This is a genomic window from Chryseotalea sp. WA131a (assembly GCA_025370075.1).
Taxonomy (GTDB): Bacteria; Bacteroidota; Bacteroidia; order Cytophagales; family Cyclobacteriaceae; genus ELB16-189.
In genome coordinates, this window is sequence record CP073016.1 from 1,719,969 (window position 1) to 1,741,458 (window position 21,490).

General features: G+C 42.1%; 22 protein-coding genes. 16 read left to right on the top strand and 6 right to left on the bottom strand.

From position 1 onward, the window contains the following. Nucleotides 1-19 precede the first annotated feature (19 nt). The 6 genes from sufC (at nucleotide 20) to KA713_07705 (ending at nucleotide 4,759) form a co-directional block, all read left to right on the top strand. Nucleotides 20-775 (top strand): Fe-S cluster assembly ATPase SufC, encoded by a 756-nt coding sequence (gene sufC, locus KA713_07680; GenBank protein UXE68444.1) that lies wholly within the window; start codon nucleotides 20-22, stop codon nucleotides 773-775. 93 nt (nucleotides 776-868) lie between these two features. Beyond that, nucleotides 869-2,179 (top strand): Fe-S cluster assembly protein SufD, encoded by a 1,311-nt coding sequence (gene sufD, locus KA713_07685; GenBank protein ID UXE68445.1) that lies wholly within the window; start codon nucleotides 869-871, stop codon nucleotides 2,177-2,179. 32 nt (nucleotides 2,180-2,211) lie between these two features. After that, nucleotides 2,212-3,426 (top strand): cysteine desulfurase, encoded by a 1,215-nt coding sequence (locus tag KA713_07690; GenBank protein UXE69072.1) that lies wholly within the window; start codon nucleotides 2,212-2,214, stop codon nucleotides 3,424-3,426. Beyond that, nucleotides 3,423-3,851, top strand: a complete 429-nt coding sequence (locus tag KA713_07695) for a SufE family protein (GenBank protein UXE68446.1) — start codon at nucleotides 3,423-3,425, stop codon at nucleotides 3,849-3,851. The genes KA713_07690 and KA713_07695 overlap by 4 nt, the downstream gene beginning before the upstream one ends. 2 nt (nucleotides 3,852-3,853) lie before the next feature. Next, nucleotides 3,854-4,195, top strand: a complete 342-nt coding sequence (locus tag KA713_07700) for an SUF system Fe-S cluster assembly protein (GenBank protein UXE68447.1) — start codon at nucleotides 3,854-3,856, stop codon at nucleotides 4,193-4,195. A 147-nt stretch (nucleotides 4,196-4,342) separates the two neighbouring features. Further along, nucleotides 4,343-4,759: a BrxA/BrxB family bacilliredoxin gene (locus tag KA713_07705; GenBank protein ID UXE68448.1), complete on the top strand. Its 417-nt coding sequence runs from the start codon at nucleotides 4,343-4,345 to the stop codon at nucleotides 4,757-4,759. Between the two features lie 47 nt (nucleotides 4,760-4,806). Here the strand turns inward: KA713_07705 and KA713_07710 are convergent, their stop codons facing one another. Together KA713_07710 and KA713_07715 are read right to left on the bottom strand one after the other, a co-directional pair. Beyond that, the gene (locus tag KA713_07710) at nucleotides 4,807-5,385 is read right to left on the bottom strand and encodes a hypothetical protein (GenBank protein ID UXE68449.1); all 579 of its coding nucleotides are present in this window, start codon (nucleotides 5,383-5,385) and stop codon (nucleotides 4,807-4,809) included. A gap of 36 nt (nucleotides 5,386-5,421) precedes the next feature. After that, nucleotides 5,422-6,900, bottom strand: coding sequence for an NAD(P)/FAD-dependent oxidoreductase (locus tag KA713_07715; protein ID UXE68450.1), 1,479 nt, complete (start codon nucleotides 6,898-6,900; stop codon nucleotides 5,422-5,424). 108 nt (nucleotides 6,901-7,008) lie between these two features. Between KA713_07715 and KA713_07720 the strand changes: the two genes are divergently transcribed. Continuing rightward, nucleotides 7,009-7,527: a hypothetical protein gene (locus KA713_07720; protein ID UXE68451.1), complete on the top strand. Its 519-nt coding sequence runs from the start codon at nucleotides 7,009-7,011 to the stop codon at nucleotides 7,525-7,527. Beyond that, complete coding sequence (locus KA713_07725) at nucleotides 7,478-8,050, top strand: phosphatase PAP2 family protein (protein ID UXE68452.1); 573 nt, start codon at nucleotides 7,478-7,480, stop codon at nucleotides 8,048-8,050. The genes KA713_07720 and KA713_07725 overlap by 50 nt, the downstream gene beginning before the upstream one ends. A 293-nt stretch (nucleotides 8,051-8,343) precedes the next feature. Here the strand turns inward: KA713_07725 and KA713_07730 are convergent, their stop codons facing one another. Continuing rightward, complete coding sequence (locus KA713_07730; GenBank protein UXE68453.1) at nucleotides 8,344-8,931, bottom strand: riboflavin synthase; 588 nt, start codon at nucleotides 8,929-8,931, stop codon at nucleotides 8,344-8,346. An 80-nt stretch (nucleotides 8,932-9,011) separates the two neighbouring features. Beyond that, nucleotides 9,012-10,652: an amidohydrolase gene (locus tag KA713_07735; GenBank protein ID UXE68454.1), complete on the bottom strand. Its 1,641-nt coding sequence runs from the start codon at nucleotides 10,650-10,652 to the stop codon at nucleotides 9,012-9,014. Nucleotides 10,653-10,972: 320 nt separating this feature from the next. Here KA713_07735 and KA713_07740 point away from each other — a divergent pair, with 320 nt between their 5' ends. The 5 genes from KA713_07740 to KA713_07760 all read left to right on the top strand — a co-directional run bounded on the left by KA713_07740 (nucleotide 10,973) and on the right by KA713_07760 (nucleotide 15,014). Beyond that, the gene (locus tag KA713_07740; GenBank protein ID UXE68455.1) at nucleotides 10,973-11,545 is read left to right on the top strand and encodes a hypothetical protein; all 573 of its coding nucleotides are present in this window, start codon (nucleotides 10,973-10,975) and stop codon (nucleotides 11,543-11,545) included. A 5-nt stretch (nucleotides 11,546-11,550) separates the two neighbouring features. Beyond that, nucleotides 11,551-11,835 carry a transcriptional regulator gene (locus KA713_07745; GenBank protein ID UXE68456.1) on the top strand — a complete coding sequence of 95 codons (285 nt, stop codon included), beginning with the start codon at nucleotides 11,551-11,553 and terminating at the stop codon, nucleotides 11,833-11,835. 44 nt (nucleotides 11,836-11,879) lie between these two features. Continuing rightward, a complete protein-coding gene (locus tag KA713_07750; GenBank protein UXE68457.1) occupies nucleotides 11,880-12,641 on the top strand; it encodes a tetratricopeptide repeat protein in 762 nt (253 codons plus the stop codon). Further along, nucleotides 12,642-14,747, top strand: a complete 2,106-nt coding sequence (locus KA713_07755) for a TonB-dependent receptor (protein ID UXE68458.1) — start codon at nucleotides 12,642-12,644, stop codon at nucleotides 14,745-14,747. It abuts the gene before it with no gap. 72 nt (nucleotides 14,748-14,819) lie between these two features. Then, nucleotides 14,820-15,014: a hypothetical protein gene (locus KA713_07760; protein ID UXE68459.1), complete on the top strand. Its 195-nt coding sequence runs from the start codon at nucleotides 14,820-14,822 to the stop codon at nucleotides 15,012-15,014. Here KA713_07760 and KA713_07765 read toward each other — a convergent pair whose 3' ends face one another. After that, a complete protein-coding gene (locus tag KA713_07765; GenBank protein UXE68460.1) occupies nucleotides 15,015-15,644 on the bottom strand; it encodes a TetR/AcrR family transcriptional regulator in 630 nt (209 codons plus the stop codon). A 56-nt stretch (nucleotides 15,645-15,700) separates the two neighbouring features. On the opposite strand from KA713_07765, the gene ggt reads away from it, so the two are divergent. Continuing rightward, complete coding sequence (gene ggt, locus KA713_07770) at nucleotides 15,701-17,401, top strand: gamma-glutamyltransferase (protein ID UXE68461.1); 1,701 nt, start codon at nucleotides 15,701-15,703, stop codon at nucleotides 17,399-17,401. Nucleotides 17,402-17,477: 76 nt separating this feature from the next. Continuing rightward, complete coding sequence (locus tag KA713_07775; GenBank protein ID UXE68462.1) at nucleotides 17,478-18,326, top strand: transketolase; 849 nt, start codon at nucleotides 17,478-17,480, stop codon at nucleotides 18,324-18,326. Nucleotides 18,327-18,376: 50 nt separating this feature from the next. On the opposite strand, the gene topA is transcribed toward KA713_07775, so the two are convergent. Continuing rightward, on the bottom strand, nucleotides 18,377-20,710 hold the full coding sequence (gene topA, locus KA713_07780) for a type I DNA topoisomerase (protein UXE68463.1): 2,334 nt from the start codon (nucleotides 20,708-20,710) through the stop codon (nucleotides 18,377-18,379). A gap of 192 nt (nucleotides 20,711-20,902) precedes the next feature. Here topA and KA713_07785 point away from each other — a divergent pair, with 192 nt between their 5' ends. Continuing rightward, nucleotides 20,903-21,391 (top strand): histidine phosphatase family protein, encoded by a 489-nt coding sequence (locus KA713_07785; protein UXE68464.1) that lies wholly within the window; start codon nucleotides 20,903-20,905, stop codon nucleotides 21,389-21,391. Nucleotides 21,392-21,490 lie beyond the last annotated feature (99 nt).

The following is a 21,490-nucleotide window of genomic DNA, read 5'->3' on the forward strand; positions in this document are numbered from 1 at the left end:
AAAAAAGGATTTCAAGAATATGTTGACAATAAAAAATTTACAAGCCAGTATTGAAGGAAAGCAAATCTTAAACGGAATTGACTTGCAAGTGAACGCAGGTGAAGTTCATGCCATCATGGGGCCTAACGGCTCTGGTAAGAGTACGTTGGCTTCTGTGCTCGCTGGCCGCGAGGAATACGAAGTTACGGGTGGCGAAGTGGAGTTTCGCGGAAAAAATCTATTGGAGCTTGAACCCAACGAGAGAGCAGGCGAAGGCATTTTTCTGGCTTTTCAATATCCCGTAGAGATTCCGGGAGTGAGTACCGTCAATTTTATGAAGACGGCTGTGAACAAAATCAAAGCATATCGTGGACAAAGTCCCTTAGATGCTGTGGCTTTTCTTCAGTTAATGAAAGAGAAAATGAAGTTGGTTGAAATTGACCAATCGCTGTTGAGCCGCTCGTTGAATGAAGGGTTTTCGGGAGGAGAAAAAAAGCGCAACGAAATTTTTCAAATGGCGATGCTCGAACCTACCCTATCCATTTTAGATGAAACCGACTCTGGTTTGGACATAGATGCTTTACGAATTGTGGCCAATGGAGTGAATACGCTTCGTAATAAGAACAACGCCACGATAGTAGTAACCCACTACCAGCGATTGTTGGATTACATCGTTCCAGATTTTGTCCATGTTTTATACAAAGGCAGAATTGTAAAGTCTGCGGGAAAAGAGTTAGCTAAAGAACTGGAGGCAAAAGGTTACGACTGGATAAAAGCAGAAGAACTTGTTAACTAATTTGAAAATTGGATAATGGGTGGCTCCGTGTAATTTGAAAATGCTTGGCAGTAATAGAAAGCCAGTAGTAGAAATATATTTGAAAATCTGAAAATGGGTAGCACAGTAACGGAAAGAGATTTGACCAATGAAATAATTTCGGCTTTTCCGGCCAAAGCATTTTCGGTTGGTGTTGAGGACAGAAAGAAAGCGCTGGGGCATTTTGAAAAATTAGGATTGCCAACTACCAAAAGTGAAGAGTATCGCTTCACCCCTATCACAAAATCGCTTTTAAAAAATAGTAATTGGAATGTCGACAATTCAACATCCGCCATCGCTTCTATTGATGAGTTTTTGATTGAAGGAATGGACGCCTCAGTGTTCGTTTTTATAAATGGCATCTATTCTGAAAAACTTTCCAGGATAATTCATTCTCCCAGTGAAGTAACTGTATCTTCCCTCGAAAAATCGCTGATAAATCACACCAAAGTAGTGAATCGCTATTTTGGAAAGTTCTCTCCTAGCGAATCAGATTCATTTGCCGCCTGGAATGGTGCCTTTTGGCAAAGCGGTCTTTTCATTCATGTAAAAGAAAATGTATCTGTAGAGAAACCACTCTTTATTTTGCATGTAAATGATGCAAAACAAGAACACGTGCAAGTCCAAACGCGCTTGTTAGCAGTTGTTGAGAAGAACAGTTCATTGAGCATCGTTGAGAAGTTTGAAAGCACTGGCGACCATCCCGTATTTCATAATTTTTGTGAAGAGATTGTGCTCGCTGAGCAAGCGCGGTTGGAATATTGCAAAATTCAGAACGATTCAGGAAAAAGTATTCAGGTAGCCAATACCGTTATTCATCAATCTGAATCCAGCAAAGTAGACACCTTTACCTTAACCTTAAAGGGTGAAATCGTTCGCAATAATTTTTCCATCGTGATTGATGGAGAGAATTGTGAATCTCACTTTCATGGTTTGTATTTATTGGATGGAAATACTTTGGCCGATAACCACACTGTTGTGGACCACAAGAAACCCAACTCTTTCAGCAATGAATTGTACAAGGGAATTATGGATGGCCAATCGAAAGGTGTTTTCAACGGAAAAATTTTTGTAAGACCGCAAGCTCAAAAAACAAATGCGTTTCAATCAAACCGAAATATCTTGATGAGTGACGCTTCTACCGTTAATACAAAGCCTCAACTGGAGATTTGGGCAGATGACGTAAAGTGCTCGCATGGGTGTACCAGCGGTCAATTAGACGAAGAAGCTTTATTTTATTTAAAGACAAGAGGCATTCCACATGATACCGCGAAAGCGATGCTGTTGTATGCCTTTGCGTTGGATGTTTTGGTCCCGGTAAAAAATGAACAATTGAAATCGTATTTAGACGGATTGATTTCAAGTCGATTACACAAAAATTTATAGAGTTTAATTAGATGGTTTCTATAGCACCTTTGTTGGACATTCAAAAAATAAGGAAGGAGTTCCCTGTGCTTCATCAATTGGTCAATGGCAAGCCACTCATTTATTTTGACAATGCTGCCACGAATCAAAAACCTAAGCGCGTTATCTATGCTTTGACGAGTTATTATGAAGGCTACAACGCCAATATACATCGAGGTATACATACGTTGGCGGAAAAAGCAACTCGTGCGTATGAAGATACGCGCGAGGCCATGCAGCGTTTTATAAATGCCGCCCATACCGAAGAAGTTATTTTTACAAGTGGCGTCACAGGAAGTATCAACTTAGTGGCTTCGTCCTATGGAAGAGCATTCTTGAAAGCGGGTGATGAAATCATTGTTTCAGGGTTGGAGCATCATTCGAACATTGTTCCATGGCAGATGGTGTGCGAAGAAAAGAAGGCAATTTTAAAAGTCATTCCCGTTACCGAAATCGGTGAGTTAGATATGGAAGCGTTTTCCAAACTGCTTTCACCAAAAACAAAAATCGTTGCTGTTAATCATGCTTCTAATAGTTTAGGCACCATCAATCCCGCCAAGGAAATTGTTAGGCTGGCACACGAAGTTGGAGCAGTAGTGTTGATAGATGGAGCACAGGCCGCTGCTCATCTTCCCATAGATGTGCAAGATTTGGATTGTGATTTCTATTGTATCTCATCGCACAAAATGTTTGGCCCCACAGGCACCGGAATAGTGTACGGTAAAAAAGAATTGTTGGAAAAAATGCCACCCTACATGGGCGGTGGTGAAATGATAAAAGACGTTACGTTCGCAAAAACCACGTTCAACGATTTACCCTACAAGTTTGAGGCAGGCACACCTAACATAGCTGATGTAGTGGCACTGAAAGAAGCAGTTACTTTTATTGATGAACTGGGTAAAGAGAACATTGCCATTCATGAAGATAGTCTATTAAAACACCTACAAGAAAGATTAAAAGAATTGCCGTGCGTGCGATTGGTTGGGACTTCGGCTCATAAAGTGAGTGTACAATCTTTTATTGTAGAAGGCATTCATCATTTTGATGTTGGGCAGATGCTCGATGCACGGGGCATTGCAGTGCGCACCGGGCATCATTGCACCCAACCGTTGATGGACAGCCTCGGGTTGGAGGGAACGGTACGAGCCTCTTTTTCGGTTTACAATACCATTGAAGAAATTGATACCTTAGTGGAAGGTTTGAAAAAATTGATCCATTCAATTAAATGACCATTGACGAAAAACAAGAAGAGATTGTAAAGGAGTTTTCGTTGCTGGATGGAGACCAAGAAATGACCATCTATTATGTAATGGAGCTTGGCCAAAAACTTCCAACCTTCAGCGAATCGGATAGAAAAGAAGAGAATGAAGTAAAGGGTTGTCAATCGAAAGTGTGGATGACGGCCAAATTGGAAAATGAAAAAATGATATTGTCAGCCGATAGCAATACGGCCATCACAAAAGGGTTGGTTAGTTTGTTGGTAAGGATATTTTCAGGGCAAAGGCCAAACGATATTTTGCTATCAGAGCTTACGTTTATGAAACGAATTGGAATGGAACGGTTTATAGGCACACAGCGTTCTAATGGTTTTGCAGCCATGATCAAGCAAATAAAAATGTACGCCTTTGCCTTTAAAACGCAATTGGCCAATTAAGAATGACAGAATCTGCTACCATCGAGAATAATCAACCGGAAATCAACTTGCGCGACAAGGTGTTGGCGGCCATCAAAACCGTTTACGACCCCGAAATACCGGTTGATATTTATGAGTTGGGGCTGATTTATGAAATCAACATCTTTCCGGTAAACAATGTGTTTATCCAAATGACGTTGACTTCACCTTCATGCCCTTCGGCCGAGGCGATTCCATCTGAAGTGGAACAAAAGATAAAAGCTATTGAAGGGGTAAATGATGTAAAGGTAGAAGTAACCTTCGATCCACCCTATACACAAGATATGATGAGTGAAGTCGCTAAATTGGAACTAGGCTTTATGTAGATTCCAAGTTCAAGATTCAAAATTGGAACGAGTCCCGTACTGACTAAGAAGCAAAAAAATGAATGCGAATTTGAAGAGAACTAAAATCTGAAATAATTGGTTAGTTGTATTAATTTTGAATATTGAATTTTAAACTTTGAATAAATTATGTATCCCGAAAATTTAGTAGCCCCCATGCGTACCGACTTAACGGTGGCTGGCTTTAAAGAATTAAAATCTGCAGAAGCAGTAGACCAAGAATTGAAACAACAAAAAGGAACAACCCTATTAGTTGTAAATTCTGTTTGTGGTTGTGCGGCAGGTGCTGCAAGGCCAGGCATTAAATGGGCGCTTCAAAATTCAGCCAAAAAACCAGCACATTTAACAACTGTATTTGCTGGTGTAGATAAAGAAGCGGTAGCAAAAGCGCGAGAATACACATTGCCTTATCCGCCCTCGTCTCCAAGTATCGCATTGTTCAAAGATGGCGAACTTGTTCACTTTGTGGAGCGTCACCACATTGAAGGCAGAAACGCCCAAATGATTGGTCAACATTTAGTAGAAGTATTTGAAGAGTTCTGCTAACGGAAAAATTGTTTAGCATATAGGGTAGCTGCCGATTGGCAGCTATTCTATTTTTCGGCCTGCACAGCACTTTCTGGTTTCGGGAAAAGTTTGATGTAGGTAAGCGTATATGTAACAACCGAGTTCCCGTCATTTTCAGTTCGAACACCCTCTAGCAAATCTTTCAATTCATCGTAGGTAAAAGTATAAGTCAATACTTTTTTTCTCGGTTCAAAATGCTTGTAGATTAGAATATTTCCCTCACTTGCCCTGCTAAACTCGCCACGTATAGAATAAGATAATTGGCGATTATTAGAAAGCGGAACTTCAAAATAATCGCGGGCCGATTTCCCATTATCACTAAAAATGACAACGGTTCCATAATTCTCTTTTCGGTCTATTACTTTTTCTTTTTCGACCGATGACCAAAAGCCTTTGCCTTTTTTCACAATCAAGTGAGAAACAGAATAAATTCCTTCGATGCTACGGACAGTGGTGGTGGACTTTTTCATATAAAGTTTGGCCAAATCATCAAAATCAAATTGGTCAAAATCCGCCTTTTTTATCGACTGCTTGGTTTGATAGAGTTTATCAAACGAACACGAAGACATAAGCAAAGACAAAATCAATAAGTAGGCAATTCTCATAGTAATGCTAATGGAACTATTTCGATTTCAGTTTTTCTAAAACACAATATCTTCATATTGACCTTTTATGTACCGTCTGCACGAAATACGGCCGCGCAATGCCACCGGCTTGAAAAGCGATTTGCCCATTAACATACGCACACACTCTTGAATACCTTCCGTAATGCTTGGATGCGGGTGCACACATTCGGCCAATTCCCCTATTCCTTTATCCATAGAAATCAATACTGCCACAGCTTGGATCGCACTACTTGCATGGTTGCCGACTACTTTCATGCCTAAAATTTTCATAGCATCATCATTGGTCACCAACAGTTTGATAAAACCCTGCGTATTTCGTTTGGCAATGGCGCGTGGAATGGTGCTGTACTCAAGTGTTACGACTTTATAGTCCATGCCTTTCTCTTGGGCATGGATTTCATTGAGTCCAACACCGGCCACCTCTGGGCTTAAAAACATAATTGTACTGATGTTTTCATACACTAGCTTCCTTTCGGGATTGCCAAAAATCTTTTCGACAGCAAAACGACCTTCCAACTCGCCTACATTAACAAGTGAAATATCAGCCGTTAAATCCCCCACTGCGTAAATGTTCGAAATATTCGTTTGGGTTTCGTTATTATGGATGCCACGCTTAGTAATGTCGATACCTACTTTATCATCCCACAAGTCTTCTAGATTGGCCACGCGCCCTACGGAAACAAGTGCCTTTTCTACATTAAAGGTCTCTCGGCTTCCATCGGTATATTCCAATTCATACTCTACTCTTCCATTTATGATTCGCATGTGAATCAGCCGCGAATTTCGGTGGATGAGGATACCGTTGTTCTCCATATTGCGTTCAATGATTTTCACCACATCAGCATCTTCAAATGGCAAAATCCGGTCACCCTTATCAATTAGATTTACTTTGGTCCTACCAAAGCCACTGAATATCGTTGCATACTCGCAACCAATAACCCCCGCTCCTACTATCACCATGCTTTCTGGGAAATCGTCCATCCCTTCAATACCTTCACTCGTCATCACAATCTTTTCATCAATGGGCAACTCAGGCAAGTAACGCGGCCTGCTGCCCGTTGCTAAGATAATATAGTCGCCCTTGACTATTTCCTTGCGCGCGCCATCCAAAATTTCTACTTCGTATTGACTGATTAATTTTGCTTCACCAAATTTAAATTCCAAAAGGTTCAAAAAGGATGAGTTCTTCAACTGTTCCATATGCTCTTCCAGCATGTCCTTTCGTTCGGCCACTGCTTTCTGAACTTCGTTTTGAATCTCTCGGTAGCTGATAGAAGGAACAGAAATATTGTAACGCTTTAAGCTTTTGCGAAAAGCAGCGGCTTCGCGCGAAAGCTCCCACCACGTTTTGGAAGAGAGTGCACCGTTGGTTACACCAGCCCCTCCAACGCGGTTTTTCTCCACCAGCAAGACTTTCTTTTTAAAATCAAGAGCTCGCATGGCGGCTGCGTAGCCAGATGGCCCCGCACCGATAACAATCAAATCGTATTTCATAGACTAAAGTCTTAATGGCGAAAGATAGCGAGGCTGCAAGGCAAATTCAATAGTAAGAGGCACTGTTTGTATGCAAGTTGATTATCGCTAGTTTTGTAGCTTTAACTCTTGAAAAAGCTTTGGTATAAAATCTCCTATCTCGGTACTCCTGCCGCAGTAGATTCGCAAGAATTGCAATCCGCGGTACTCACCAATTGTATTAGCCTCATTGGTGCTTTACTAATGCCTATGCTTGGTATTCTATATAGACTTGATCTGAATTTTTTGAATACGGAACTCGACAAGCAAAAATCAGAAAGCAACAAAGCAAATGAGTTGCGTAATGATAAAATAAAAGATGCTATGGCTAAGTTGCTACACTCCAACAACAAATTGATCAAGCACAATAACGAGCCGGAGCAATTTTCTTATTCCGTCTCGCATAACTTACGTGAATTGGTTGCCCGTTTGCTTGGACTGATTGCAGTTGCTTGTACTGCTGCAACTGCTGCTTTAGAAAAATTTGGGATTAAGGTTTTAACCTTCAAATCTTCTTATGAAGCCAAACTTTGGTTGGCACAAGAACGAATCTTTTTAAATGGAACAAATCAAACAATGGGACAGGGAGTTCTTTCTCTGGCTCAATAATGCGCACGCGGCATGGCTAGACCAGCCTATGTATTGGATGACCAAAATACTTTTTTGGTTGCCGCTCTACATTCTTCTTATTTTCCTTTTGTTTAAAAAACTGGGCAAGCAAAGTTGGTGGGCGTTACTTTGCGTAACAATTGCTATCGTGCTGTCTGACCAACTCATGACTTCTTTTATGAAACCTTTTTTTGCTCGATTGCGTCCATCGCACGAGCCTTCACTCAAAGGACTTGTCCACTTAGTAAATAATTATAGAGGTGGATTGTACGGCTTTGCATCAGGACATGCGGCCACCACGTTTGCAGTGGCAACCATTGTTTGGCTCTTACTTAGGCATCATTACCGATGGATGAGCTTGGTGTTTTTATGGGCAGCCCTCATGACTTACACCCGCATATATTTGGGCGTGCATTATCCTGGTGATATATTGGTAGGCGCAATAGCTGGAATAATTTGCGGTTGGCTAGGTTTTAGAATTTACCAATACATCTTAAAAAAGAAAATTCCTTCAGTTGCCTAAAAGAGTTTCTCAAAAATTTTAATCCTGTTTGTTTTCTCACTTCTTTCCGAAGAGGCCATCCAACTTATTGCCCAATCCACCGAGCGGGCTATTGCTTCCTCCTCTCGCTACTTGGTCGATCAAACTTCCAACATCCAATCCGTTATTGTTTGTTACGCTCATTGGGGATAGCATTGTTATTAACGATGCCCTCGCCAACGTTTTGCTAAGCTAGTTTGATGAATTGATCTAACTTAAAATAGGGATTTAGATTTGAATGAAATGGTAAGGCTTTCAGCCAGAAAATAAAGTCACTATTCTTTATTTAACAGTCGTTTAATATACTTACCAACAATGTCAAATTCAAGGTTTACGGAAACGCCAGCGCTTAATTGATTAAAATTGGTATGCTGATACGTAAATGGAATAATTGCTACAGTGAATGCATTTTTGGTTGAATTGAAGCATGTAAGGCTAATGCCATTGACCGAAATGGATCCTTTTTCTACCGTTACATTGCCCAATGCTGCGTCATACTCAAAATCAAAAAGCCAACTCCCTCCCACTTCTTTCATCGATTTACAAACACCAATTTGATCGACATGACCTTGCACAATGTGCCCATCAAACCGGCCGGTGGCCAACATGCATCGTTCTAAATTTACCTGATCACCAACCTTCAGGTCTCCCAAGTTTGATTTTTTCAACGTTTCATCAATGGCGGTAACCCAATGTTGGTTGGGCATTACTTTCGTTACCGTTAAGCAAACCCCATTGTGCGAAACGCTTTGATCGATCTTTAATTCATTACCAATATTGCTCTCAAAAAGGAAATGCTTATTGGTTCCCTCTTCAACAATCCGTGCCACTTTCCCAACTGATTCGATGATACCTGTAAACATGAAAAGATGTTAGATGTTAGATGGATGTTAAACTTCAATTCTCAAAATCTGAAATCTAACATCATAAATCTTAAATGTATTTATTTCTTCAGCTTCCCAACTGCCTCGATTTGATCTGGCCTTACGGTTGGGTACTTGATGTTCAACTGATCTAAATACGTTTTGTATTTGGATGGATCGTAATAAGTTGATTTGAGTTTTGGCGCAAATTCAGTCATTATCTTTTTGTTCAAGAAAATGGCGGGTAAATCTTTATCACCAACCAATGGAGTATATTGAATATCTTTAGTTTGCTCTTGTTTGTAGTATTCTTGTGCTTTCGCCAAGAGTTCAGGTTTGTAAAATAAATCCAAAATAGTCATGGCTTCTGCTTTAGCACCCACCACAATTCCCTTGTGGGCAATAGGGGTTGCCATGCTAATGGCATTGCTCCAATGATGGCCTGGCAAACCGGGTATGTTGCTCGGATAATTCAACACAATCGTTGGAACCGTCCAGGAAATATCAGCAATATCATCTGATCCTCCACCCATCGTCATCATTTGACGGCCCATTACACTCACTACGCCTACCGAGTTTGGCAAACCCATCGTATCAAGTTTATTGGCCAGTCCATTTATCTTGGGGGCTTTCAATTCTAGTTGCGTTGCCTTGGCGAGCAGTTGATCTTCGGCTGACCAAGTGGGCAATCCAACTTTCTTGATATTGGTGTACATGGCTTCCGCCAGAGGCTTGTTGAAATGCCCAGGCCATGCCGATCCGAGAATTTCGTAGGTAAATTTTGTATCCGTCATCAGCGCTGCGCCTTCTGCTGTTTTCATGCCTTTATCGAACAACGCTTTGATCGCTGGATATGTACGCTCTCTGAAATAATACCAAACCGATGCTTTGGACGGAACAACATTTGGCTGATCGCCTCCATCTGGAATCACGTAGTGTGAACGTTGCGTCAACTCGAGATGCTCTCGTCTATAGTTCCAACCAATGTTCATCAACTCTACCGCATCCAAGGCACTTCTTCCCCGCCAAGGCGCACCAGCCGCATGTGCTGCTTGACCTTCAAAATTAAATTTAACAGAGATCACTCCGTTATAGCCATTATCACCATAGGATGTTTCAAGATTATCGCCCACGTGCGTGAAAATACAAGCATCCACATCTTTGAAATAACCAGCACGAACGTAAAAGGCTTTCGTGCCCAACAGTTCTTCGGCAATGCCCGGCCAAAGCATGAGCGTGCCAGAAATTTTTTCGCGCTCCATTATTTTTTTGATCGCCAAAGCAGAAATGATATTAAGTGCTTGGCCCGAATTATGCCCTTCGCCATGGCCGGGTGCCCCTTCTACAATGGGGTCGTGATAAGCTACGCCAGGCTTTTGCGATGCTTTGGGTATGCAGTCCACATCTGAACCTAAAGCGATGATGGGCTTTCCGTTTCCCCATGTGGCTATCCAGGCAGTAGGAACACCGGCAATTCCTTTTTCTATTTTAAATCCATTTTCCTCCAGCAGATTAGTCAAATAAGCAAAGGTTTCCACTTCTTGAAAGCCCAGCTCTGAAAAACTAAACAACATATCATTGATCTGTTGGCCGAGCGCAGCATTGTTTTCAATTTCTTTTTGCACCTCTTCCTTTAGTTTTTTCAACTTCGCTGATTCTGGTTGGCAGAATGCCATGAAGGAAAGCAAAACGAGACTGAATAATAGTATAGTTTTTTTCATTTACATTTTTTTTGCTTGATTGAACTGATTCTTTGAAGTTAAAGTAAAAGAATATTTTCCAATCAAGCTAATTCTCGATTTTTTAATTGGTTAGGGCACTTTCACGGTGATTCATTAGAAATATAAAAACTAACCTACTAGAGTTAGGTTACGGATGTGCGCACATTTCATTCAGCTAAACAACACGCATTGGTATATATATTATAATAATTTGGGGATTGGCTCCAACTTTACACTCATTTTTCCAATAGGCAAATAACTTTTTTAATTATTTTGGTTTATAATGTAAACTACTTTACATTTGTTACGTTATTAGTAGTATGAACCAAGAAAACGAAAAGCTGAGCCCACAGCAGAGCTTGGACTTGATCACAAAGATGATTAACCAAGCGAAGGGCAATGTGCGCGATAATTCTTTTTATTATCTCTTCTGGGGTTGGGTATTGATTGGTGCACACATCGGCAGCTTTGCGCTGTATCGATTGGATTTTAACTACCCTTTCGTAGTTTGGTTGATTGTTATTCCTGCCTGGATCATATCGTTTATATACGGATCGCGTCAATCAAAAAAGCAAAACCGTTCCAGTACGCACTTGGAAAAAGTGAATCTAACTCTTTGGATTAGCTTTGGAACCTTGGCAATTGTAATTCCCTTTTTTGGTTCTTTTATAAATTATCAGATCAACCCGATTATCCTTCTGGTAGGCAGCATTGCTACCCTTACTTCAGGTGCCATATTGAAATATCTACCGCTGATGTTAGGAGGCGGGTTGTTTTTTATTGGCGGGCTGTTGTCATTCTTTTTGAGCCATGAGATGCAGTCTTTGGCAGCTGCATCAACAATCGCACTAGGGTATCTCGTTCCTGGCTACTTGTTAAAATTGCAAAAGTAAGGTACATGTTGAAAGACCTTGATCCCCTACTTCACTCGCAACTTAGGCTAGGTGTAATGTCGCTTCTTCTTGGATTAGATTCTGCTGACTTTACCTTTCTGAAAGAGAAGACTAACTCAACTGCTGGTAACCTGAGTGTGCAATTGGACAAACTTTCAGAGGCAGGCTACATCCACATTGAAAAGACTTTTAAGGGGAAGAAGCCACTGACTACGTGTAAGATCACCAAGAAAGGCATCAAGGCTTTTGAAGAGTATGTAAACTCGTTGAAAAGCTACATCAAACCATAAATTTTTTTATCATTTTAGTTTATAATATAAACCAGTTTACAATCATGAAAAAATTACTCATTTTCGCTGTTGCTCTTGGTTCGATGATTCAACTGAAAGCACAAAATACAGACAGCAATGGGCAGTCTGCCGATGAAATCATTTACCAGGCATACCTTAATCAAAAATACGATGCCGCACCTTGGAAAGAAGCAATTAAAATCCGTGAAACCGACCTAAACAAAAATTCACAAGAAATTAAACTACGCTTCCAATTAGCGCTGTCGCAGTTTGCATTGGTTTCTTCATCCATGCGCAATCGCGATGAAGATCTATTCGATGAGTACTACAATCCACTGCTGAAGAATCTCAAAAAAATCATAGAAGGTGACAAAAATTGGGCAGAGCCTTATGCAATCCAGGCGGCCGCCTACGGAGTAAAGATGGGCTACAGCCCAATGCAAGGCATGATCCTGGGCAGCAAAAGCACTAACCTGATTGAAAAAGCAAAGAAGCTTAATCCTAGCTCAGCCATCGTTTGGAAAGTATATGCCAACGCCAAATTCTTCACCCCCGAGATGTGGGGTGGTGATTTGGACGAAGCCATTGCGGGTTATGAAAAGGCTGTACAACTTTTTGAAAGTAGGCCCGAGACGTTGATAAATAACTGGATGTATTTGGATACGATGGCATTTCTTGGCCAAGCTTGGGCGAAAAAAGGCGATCGAGCAAAAGCAATAGCTGCCTATGAAAGAGCTTTGAAAGCGGAGCCAAATTTCAGTTGGGTGAAGTATGTTTTGCTTCCAAAAGCAAAATCCCTTAAGTAAATGCGTTGGTTATCCCTAACGATTTTATGTTTGGCAGTGGTGACAAAACTTCATGCACAATGCGCAACGGTTACAGGCCATGTGAAGGACGCTGTGACGGGAATGGAATTGCCTGGAGCGACCGTACGCACGAGCAGCAACTCGTTGAGCGGAGTGACCACAGACGTGAACGGCAAGTTCGTTTGGAAGTATAGTGTTGGGGACTCATTGCGCGTAAGTTTTGTCGGATACAATGACGCAGTGATAATAATTGAATCTGCATGCGAAATAGAGGTCAGGCTTTCGCCTTCTTCCATGAATTTGGATGAGGTTGTAATCAAATCAGAACGGCTAATTGCTGAAGAATTCACCGTGAGCAAAATCAAGAAGCTAGACATTTATACCAACCCGAGTGCCAAGGCAGATCCATTATTGGCCGTGAATGCATTGCCCTCCGCCACCACCATAGACGAATCTGCCAACATCAGCCTGCGGGGCGGCAGCCCAAATGAAACTGGAATATTCTTAAATAATGTACCTATCAACGATGCGGTGCGCTACGGGCAGCTCAATGGAATTGGCACATTCAGTATTTTCAACACGGCACTTATCAAACAGGTTCAAGTATATCCAGGCAATCCACCCCTTGAATTCGGTAACACCACCTCTGGTTTGATTGCGCTAAATACAGACGAAGACATTCCCACCAAATCGGTCAGCTCCATCTCGGCATCGCTGGCCAATATGGGTTACTACACATCGCGAAAAGTTGGAAAAAAGTCTGCCCTTACTGCCTTTGTCAACTACCAACCTTCGGCTCTGCTTCGCTGGTTCAATCCGGCTGCGCTTGCGCGGATCAAACGATTCAATACCATCGATATGGGTTTGCACTTTTTCAGCAAACTGAACGATCGAACAGTGCTAAAGATCTTTAACTATACCAATAGCGAATCTTTTTTGTTTGACTCACGAACACCCACTTATCAGGGCAATTTTAATCAGGAAAAAATACGCAACTACACAGTCACCAATGTGAGGCACCGATTTCGAAAGAGCGAATTATCGTTCAATAACGGAATCAGCTTCTCAATGGCACAATTCTCACAAAGCAAGCTAAACGCACAACTCAACCTCAGCGATTTTTTTGCCTCACTAAACTACCAATATTTTGGTGTCAAAAGCGAAGTTAAACTGGGTGTGAGCTATGACTATCGCGCATCCGATTTTTCAGGAAAGTTTCCGCGGTATAGCTACGCGTTGGGCGAGCAGTTTCCGGTAGATAGCGCCACGTTGCACCAAGCTATTCGCTTGCCGGAGTTGTATCTATACGGAAAACGCAACCTGAGCGAAAAATGGATTGTGGGCGGAGGCGTTCGAAATGGAATAGCAACAGATAAGCAACCAGGATTTTGGAGCAGCCAGGTAAACCTTAATTTTCGACCGTCCAAGCCGTGGAATTTTGTTTTATCGGCAGGGCGCTACAACAAATTGCTGATCCCGCAAGGAGCCAGTTCAGAAAGTGACCACATCCAAACCGACCAGTATTCATTGGATATAAGCTATACCAAGTCACGCCTCGAAAGTACTTTCTCGGTATTTGTGAAAAATGGCCAACAGCGCGGCCAACAAACCCATGTGCAAGGCATTGAACTCTACGGCCGCTATCGCCTTCATCGCAACCTGCGCACACAACTGTCTGTCACCTCTTTGAATGCTACGCAAGAAATCAATGAACAGGCTTCTTCTTCTCTATTTGATATCCGCTACTTTATACGAGGGAATATGGAATACAAATTTTCGGGCACATGGACAGCCACCTTGGTATTCCTGTTCCGCGAAGGAAGCTTCTACCAGCCTGTGTTAAATGCTGATTTCAATTCAAGTGTGGGTGCCTTTGAGCCGACTTACGGCCAACCTGCTCGGCTTCCAAACTACAACTTGCTCGACTTCAGCATTTCTAAATTGTTGGCGGTGGGAGAAGCCTCGGCCGTGGCCTTTTGTGGATTGAGTAACCTACCCAATTTTCAGAACGTGCGCTCCTATTCTTACAACTTCGACTACACCCAAAAAACAGCCGAGGTTTTTTCTTTGCGAACCATCTATTTTGGTGTGGTCATGAATTTTTAAAACTGTTGCTAGAAAAAAACCAGTGCTTGTTCTTTGTAGGCGTTTCCACAAAAAGTAGCTACTTTTATCACGTTGAAATCTGCGAAATACATTGTTGCATTGTTGATGCTGTTCGCTTCGTGCTCTTCTTCAGGCAAGAAGGTAGTAAAACCGCGCTATCATCATGTATGGGCTAAAGGGAACAAATACCGCATTGATATCCCCGTGGGCAATCGGCACATTCGTCTGTTTCAGCGCAAGCGAACCAAAGCGGTAAGCATGAAGTAATCAATTCAAGCCCTTCAACAACAAATCAATATTCTTTCGAAAGAAATTCTTCGCGGGGCTGATTTGGTTGATATGCATGGTGATGATCGACCCATAAAAAATAGAAAGCAGTTGATTGCTGATATCACGTGTGGAAGTAGTGCGGGTAATTTCTTTTTTGAAGATTGCCTCCAGCACAAACTTCTCCATCATCTGATCAAGCGATTGGATTTCCGTTTGCTGAATATTCTTAAAATCAGGAAAAAGAAAATTCTTTTCTTCGGGCTTCAGTGGAAAGGGTTTGGGCGAGCGATTCATATCGGCCAAATAGCCAACTAAGGTTAAAATAATCCCCGGGTTTCGTTCGTAATCTTCGCTAAGCTTATCAAACAGGTAATATACTCCCGCCATGCCTTCACGCGATTTCTCTTGCAATTCCACCGATCTGCGCAAGCACCAAACACGGAAATAGTAAAGAACAATATCTTCTTTTTGAGGGAAGTATTTAAACAACGTGACTTTAGAGATTTTGCATTTCCGACAGATTTCGTCCACATGCAAATCGGCAAACGGTCGGGTGCCAATTAATTTTACAGTATGCTCTAAAATAACCAATTTTAAGCGAGCCGCCTTTTCTTTCCTTAAATTCATGTAAAAAGTTCGCTTTGAAATAATACATTTAAGTTCTAAAACCCAAAACCTATTCTATGAATCGCCTCATTTTACTATCAATGGCAGCGTTACTCTTTTGTTGCCAACCTAACAATAAAAAACCAGAACGCATTACAGGGCTTATTGCCGATTCAGCCATGGTTGTTTCCGCACATCCATTGGCATCGCAAGTAGGCAGCCAGATCATAAGAAATGGAGGCAATGCCGTTGATGCAGCCATTGCTACACAGTTTGCATTGGCAGTAGTTTTCCCCGCAGCCGGCAATATTGGGGGTGGTGGTTTTATGGTGATCCGGTTGAAGGATGGTTCGGTTGCCACGCTCGACTTTCGCGAGAAAGCACCTGCCGCGGCATCAACTAACATGTACCTCGACAAAGAAGGCAACGTAATTCCGGATCTGAGCACGCTGGGACATTTGGCCTCCGGTGTGCCGGGATCAGTTGACGGCATGGTAGAAGCACACCAAAAATATGGCTCCCTTCCGTGGAAGGAATTGGTGCAACCCGCGATTGACTTGGCGCGAAATGGATTCACCCTTACCGATCGCGAAGCCAATTGGTTTAACCAAGCCAAAGAAAAGTTAGCAAAGTACAACACCCAAGCACCCTCGTGGTTGCTGAAAGACAAATGGGTGAAAGGTGATTCTATTAAATGGCTGGATCTGTCTTCTACATTAGAACGAATTCGCGACAATGGCCGCGCTGGTTTTTACGAAGGCAAAACAGCCGAAGACGTAGTGGCCGAAATGAGAAGAGGAAAAGGCCTCATTACACTAGAGGATCTCAAAAATTATAAATCTACTTGGCGTGAACCGATTGTGGCCAACTACAAAGAATACAAAATCATTTCCATGCCCCCTTCCTCAAGTGGCGGCATCTGTTTGCTTCAGCTTCTAAAATCAATCGAACCTTATCCAATTAAAGAGTGGGGAGTAAATTCCGTAAAGGTTACGCATTTAATGGTTGAAGCCGAGCGCAGGGTTTTTGCCGACCGAGCAACTTTCTTAGGCGATCCTGATTTTTTTAAAGTTCCAATAAACCAAATGTTAGACGATCAGTATGTAATGGATCGGATGAGTACGTTCAGTCCTAAAAAAGCAACACTTAGTTCAGATGTGAAAGCAGGAAAAATTCCTGGCTATGAATCTGAAGAAACTACACATTTTTCGATTGTGGATACTCAAGGAAATGCAGTGGCAGTAACCACTACGTTAAACGGATGGTTTGGGTCTTTTGTGGTGGTAGATGGATCCGGATTCTTCATGAACAACGAAATGGACGACTTCAGTGTGAAGCCGGGAGTGCCCAATATGTACGGTGCCGTTGGCGCAGAGGCAAATAAAATTGAGCCCAATAAGAGAATGCTCAGTGCCATGACCCCAACCATCGTAGAGAAAGACGGAAAGTTATTAATGGTAGTGGGCTCACCCGGTGGCACAAAAATTATTACGGCCGTGTTCCAAACGATTGTAAATGTGCTGGAACACCAAATGACCATGCAAGAAGCAGTCAATTCAAAACGAATTCATTCGCAATGGTTGCCAGACGCCATCTTACCCGAAAAAGGTGCTTTGACTGAAAAAGATAGTTTGACCTTGGCAGGCATGGGGCATAAATTCGCTTACATAAAAGGCACTGGCTTTGGGCGAGTAAATGCAATTTTAGTTTTGCCCAACGGAAAATTGGAAGGTGCAGCCGACTATAACCGTGGCGATGACACAGCCGTAGGGTATTGATTTTTATACTAAGATTTAAAAAGCAGACTAGTGAGTATTTCCCCAAATAAAATATCTTCGCGCCAACTTTTAAATTATGAGCCAACCCGATTTACAAAAACTTAAAGGACTAGCTAGCCAAATACGAAGAGACATCGTTCGAATGGTGCATGCGTGCCAAAGCGGCCACCCCGGTGGCTCACTAGGCTGTGCAGATTACTTTGTGGCCTTGTATTTTCATCACCTACAACACACTACCAAGTTCTCAATGGATGGAAACGGTGAGGATTTATTCTTTCTCTCCAACGGACACATTTCACCCGTTTGGTACTCTACACTGGCTAGGGCTGGCTATTTTGATGTAAAAGAACTTTCAACTTTTAGGTTTTTGAATTCACGCTTGCAGGGGCATCCTGCCACGCACGAACATTTACCCGGCATCCGCGTAGCATCAGGTTCTTTGGGGCAAGGTTTATCGGTAGCAATTGGAGCAGCGCAAGCAAAAAAACTGAACAAAGACAATCATTTGATTTATGTTTTAATGGGGGATGGCGAACAACAAGAAGGGCAAGTATGGGAAGCGGCCATGTATGCCGCACATAACAAAATCGACAATGTGATTGCCACCATTGACTACAACGGCCAACAGATTGATGGCCCTGTAGATAAGATAAACTCCCTTCTCAACCTAAAAGCAAAATGGGAATCTTTTGGATGGACGGTGCTTGAGTCCAATGGCAATGCAATGGAAGAAGTACTGAGCAGCATATCACTTGCCAAATCGCTGGCGCATAAAGGCAAGCCCGTGCTCAACATCATGAAAACAGAAATGGGCTTTGGCGTAGATTACATGATGGGCTCGCACAAGTGGCACGGTGTGGCACCTAATGATGATGAGTTAGCGAAAGCATTGGGACAATTAGAAGAAACACTTGGCGATTATTAACTCAATTCGTTGATTTCATGATTCGGCAATTAGCTAATCAACGAATCGAATTAGCCAGCCTTCTTCCTAAAAAATCTTCCCTTTTTTTCGGGAGCATTTTCGGCTAAGGTCAGGCATTCTTGCAATGTCAACTCGGCTGGTTCTTTTCCTTTCGGGATTTTTACGTTCTTCTTTCCAGCTTTAATGTATGGGCCGAATCGTCCATTTAATATCTGTACATCCGGATTTTCATCAAACAACTTGATCGTTTTGTTGGCATCTGATTCGCGTTTGGCGTGAATCAATTCAATCGCACGCTCAGGCGTAATCATGTAAGGGTCCTCCCCTTTCGGAATTGAAACAAACTTCTTATCGTGCAAAACATAAGGGCCAAACCGACCAATGTTGGCAACCACGGTTTTCTCCTCAAACAATCCTAAATCACGCGGCATTTTTAAAAGTTCCAGCGCATCGGCCAATGTAATGTTTTCAATAAACTGACCTGGGCGAAGTGGAGCATACTTTGGCTTTTCTCCTCCTGTGTCATCGGGGTTTTCACCCACTTGAATATAGGCCCCAAATTTACCGAGCTTCACATACACATTCTTTCCACTCTTAGGGTCAACACCAAGCTCTTTGTTTTTATTCTGAACCGAAGATCGTTCAACCAACTCTGTTTTGGTTACGGTTTTGTGAAATGGCTTGTAAAATTTACCAATCATTTTTTGCCACTTCAAATTTCCGTTGGCGATTTCATCAAACTCTTGCTCAATCTCTGCCGTGAAAGAGTAGTTGGTGATTTCCGGAAAGTGCTCTACCAAAAAATCATTCACCACCATAGCAATGTTAGTGGGGAATAGTTTATTGCTTTCTGCACCCGTAATTTCGGTTTCGGTTTTCGATACAACCTTATTTGCCTTCAACTGATGAACCGCGTACTTTCTTTCCACGCCTTCGCGCGATTCTTTCACCACGTAACCTCGCTTTTGCACGGTAGAAATGGTCGGTGCGTACGTAGATGGTCGGCCAATGCCCAATTCATCCAACCGCTTCACTAAACTCGGTTCGGTATAGCGGGCTGGGTGGCGCGTAAATGTTTGCGTTGCCAACAGTTCATTCAATTCCAAATCTTGCCCTACCTTTAATGGAGGCAATACTTTTTTGTCATCATCCTCCCCTTCTTCATCGTCTTTGCCTTCCAAATACACTTTCAAAAAGCCTTCAAACTTCACCACCTCTCCTTGTGCTGTAAGTGTTTTCTTGTTGGTAGAAATAGAAATCGTAGCGGTTGTTCGTTCTAATTCCGCATCGGCCATCTGAGAAGCGATTGCACGCTTCCAAATCAATTCATACAATCGCTTTCCATTTCTGTCAGCGTCTGGGCTCATCAAAGAGAAATCCGTTGGGCGAATGGCCTCGTGAGCCTCTTGTGCATTTTCAGATTTGCCTTTGTAAACACGTGTATGCACAAACTCTTTACCATAGGCAGAAGTAATTTGTTTGACTGCACCATTGACCGCTTCTGTCGATAAGTTAACGGAGTCGGTACGCATATAAGAAATATGCCCGGCTTCGTATAATTTTTGAGCTACCAGCATGGTTTGCGAAACAGAGAAGCCCATCTTTCTTCCCGCCTCTTGTTGCATAGTGGAAGTAGTGAACGGAGGTGCCGGTGATTTTTTAGCAGGCTTCTTTTGCAAATCGCCTATGCTAAACTTTGCCTTCTTGCACGATTCCAGAAAATCCAATGCCTCCTTTTCCGAAGCAAATTTTTCGGGAAGCTCAGCACTTAATTGTTTTCCTTTGCCTAAATCAAAAGTAGCTGTAACCCGAAAAGCAGATTTTGTGTCAAACTTCTCAATCTCTCGCTCACGCTCTACAATCAATTTCACCGCTACCGATTGTACACGGCCAGCTGATAAACCTGTCTTTATTTTTTTCCACAGAATGGGCGATAACTCAAAACCCACCAGCCGATCCAACACTCTTCTGGCTTGCTGGGCGTTGACTAAATTAATATCTATCCCGCGTGGTTCTTTAATTGCATTGAGAATTGCGTTCTTGGTGATTTCTGTAAACACAATTCTGCGGGTCTTCTTGTCATTCAGGTCTAGCACTTCCTTCAAGTGCCAAGAGATAGCTTCCCCTTCGCGGTCCTCGTCTGTGGCGAGGTAAACCATTTGCGCGGTTTTAGCTAAGCTCTTTAAGTTTTTGATGACGTCCTTTTTGTCTTCCGAAACTTCATAGACCGGTTCAAAATCATTTTCAACATCAATCGCTTTGTTCCCTTTTGCTAAATCACGTATGTGCCCCATGCTGGAGGCTACTTTATAATCCTTGCCTAAAAAGCTTTCGATCTTTTTTATTTTCGATGGCGACTCAACAATAACTAGGTTCTTCGACATGCAAGATTTCTCTTTATGAGGCCTCAAATATCTGTAAAATTTTAAAACCGCAAATTTTGTTTGTGGATAGAGTCGTTAAAATTGATTTATTCATGTGTGGCAATAAATTATTTTAGCAATCGCTTCTTACATGATTATCAAGCACCTACCTTCGTTTAGTGATTTTGTTTAACAGGTAAAATATTTTTTTTGATGCCCCGCACACTTTACTTGATTCGGCATGCTGAAACGGCCGATCCCCAACCTCAGGAAGTTGATTTAGAGCGAAAACTAACCAGAACAGGAGAGGCAGATGCCTTGGCACTTGGTCAGTACCTAATCGATCATAATTGTAAGGTGGATCTCATTCTGCACAGCGATGCCATTCGCACCATGCAAACTGCCCAAAAAATCAATGAATCGCTTCGATTGCCACTTCAAAAAATCAAAAAAGTGCCGTCAATTTATCATGCTAGCCCAGATGCCTTATTGGAAACCATTCAATCGGTAGAAAATGAATTCACCCATGTAGCCATGATTGGCCACAACCCAGCCATCAGCCGTTTTTCACAACAACTTGCGATACAAGAGGTAAACAATTTTGTACCATGCATGGTGGTATGTCTTGACTTTGCTACGATCCGCGATTGGGATGAAGTAAAATGGAAACAAGGCGAACTTCGATTTATGCAATACCCATAAACACTTAATTAGGAAGAATTGCTGCCTGTTGAAAATCGAGTTGATAGAGAGCCAACTATAAAAATTCTTTTCTTTGGCGTCTTAAACATTTTCATTTAC

What these genes read in the sequence shown, in the direction of transcription:
- sufC (UXE68444.1), top strand. Translation starts at nt 20, where the DNA reads ATGTTGACAATAAAAAATTTACAAGCCAGTATTGAAGGAAAGCAAATC.
- KA713_07775 (UXE68462.1), top strand. Translation starts at nt 17,478, where the DNA reads ATGAGCCAACCCGATTTACAAAAACTTAAAGGACTAGCTAGCCAAATA.
- KA713_07700 (UXE68447.1), top strand. Translation starts at nt 3,854, where the DNA reads ATGACAGAATCTGCTACCATCGAGAATAATCAACCGGAAATCAACTTG.
- KA713_07740 (UXE68455.1), top strand. Translation starts at nt 10,973, where the DNA reads ATGAACCAAGAAAACGAAAAGCTGAGCCCACAGCAGAGCTTGGACTTG.
- KA713_07785 (UXE68464.1), top strand. Translation starts at nt 20,903, where the DNA reads ATGCCCCGCACACTTTACTTGATTCGGCATGCTGAAACGGCCGATCCC.
- KA713_07755 (UXE68458.1), top strand. Translation starts at nt 12,642, where the DNA reads ATGCGTTGGTTATCCCTAACGATTTTATGTTTGGCAGTGGTGACAAAA.
- KA713_07710 (UXE68449.1), bottom strand. Translation starts at nt 5,385, where the DNA reads ATGAGAATTGCCTACTTATTGATTTTGTCTTTGCTTATGTCTTCGTGT.
- KA713_07715 (UXE68450.1), bottom strand. Translation starts at nt 6,900, where the DNA reads ATGAAATACGATTTGATTGTTATCGGTGCGGGGCCATCTGGCTACGCA.
- sufD (UXE68445.1), top strand. Translation starts at nt 869, where the DNA reads ATGGGTAGCACAGTAACGGAAAGAGATTTGACCAATGAAATAATTTCG.
- KA713_07750 (UXE68457.1), top strand. Translation starts at nt 11,880, where the DNA reads ATGAAAAAATTACTCATTTTCGCTGTTGCTCTTGGTTCGATGATTCAA.
- KA713_07695 (UXE68446.1), top strand. Translation starts at nt 3,423, where the DNA reads ATGACCATTGACGAAAAACAAGAAGAGATTGTAAAGGAGTTTTCGTTG.
- KA713_07765 (UXE68460.1), bottom strand. Translation starts at nt 15,644, where the DNA reads ATGAATTTAAGGAAAGAAAAGGCGGCTCGCTTAAAATTGGTTATTTTA.
- ggt (UXE68461.1), top strand. Translation starts at nt 15,701, where the DNA reads ATGAATCGCCTCATTTTACTATCAATGGCAGCGTTACTCTTTTGTTGC.
- KA713_07725 (UXE68452.1), top strand. Translation starts at nt 7,478, where the DNA reads ATGGAACAAATCAAACAATGGGACAGGGAGTTCTTTCTCTGGCTCAAT.
- KA713_07735 (UXE68454.1), bottom strand. Translation starts at nt 10,652, where the DNA reads ATGAAAAAAACTATACTATTATTCAGTCTCGTTTTGCTTTCCTTCATG.
- topA (UXE68463.1), bottom strand. Translation starts at nt 20,710, where the DNA reads ATGTCGAAGAACCTAGTTATTGTTGAGTCGCCATCGAAAATAAAAAAG.
- KA713_07745 (UXE68456.1), top strand. Translation starts at nt 11,551, where the DNA reads ATGTTGAAAGACCTTGATCCCCTACTTCACTCGCAACTTAGGCTAGGT.
- KA713_07730 (UXE68453.1), bottom strand. Translation starts at nt 8,931, where the DNA reads ATGTTTACAGGTATCATCGAATCAGTTGGGAAAGTGGCACGGATTGTT.
- KA713_07705 (UXE68448.1), top strand. Translation starts at nt 4,343, where the DNA reads ATGTATCCCGAAAATTTAGTAGCCCCCATGCGTACCGACTTAACGGTG.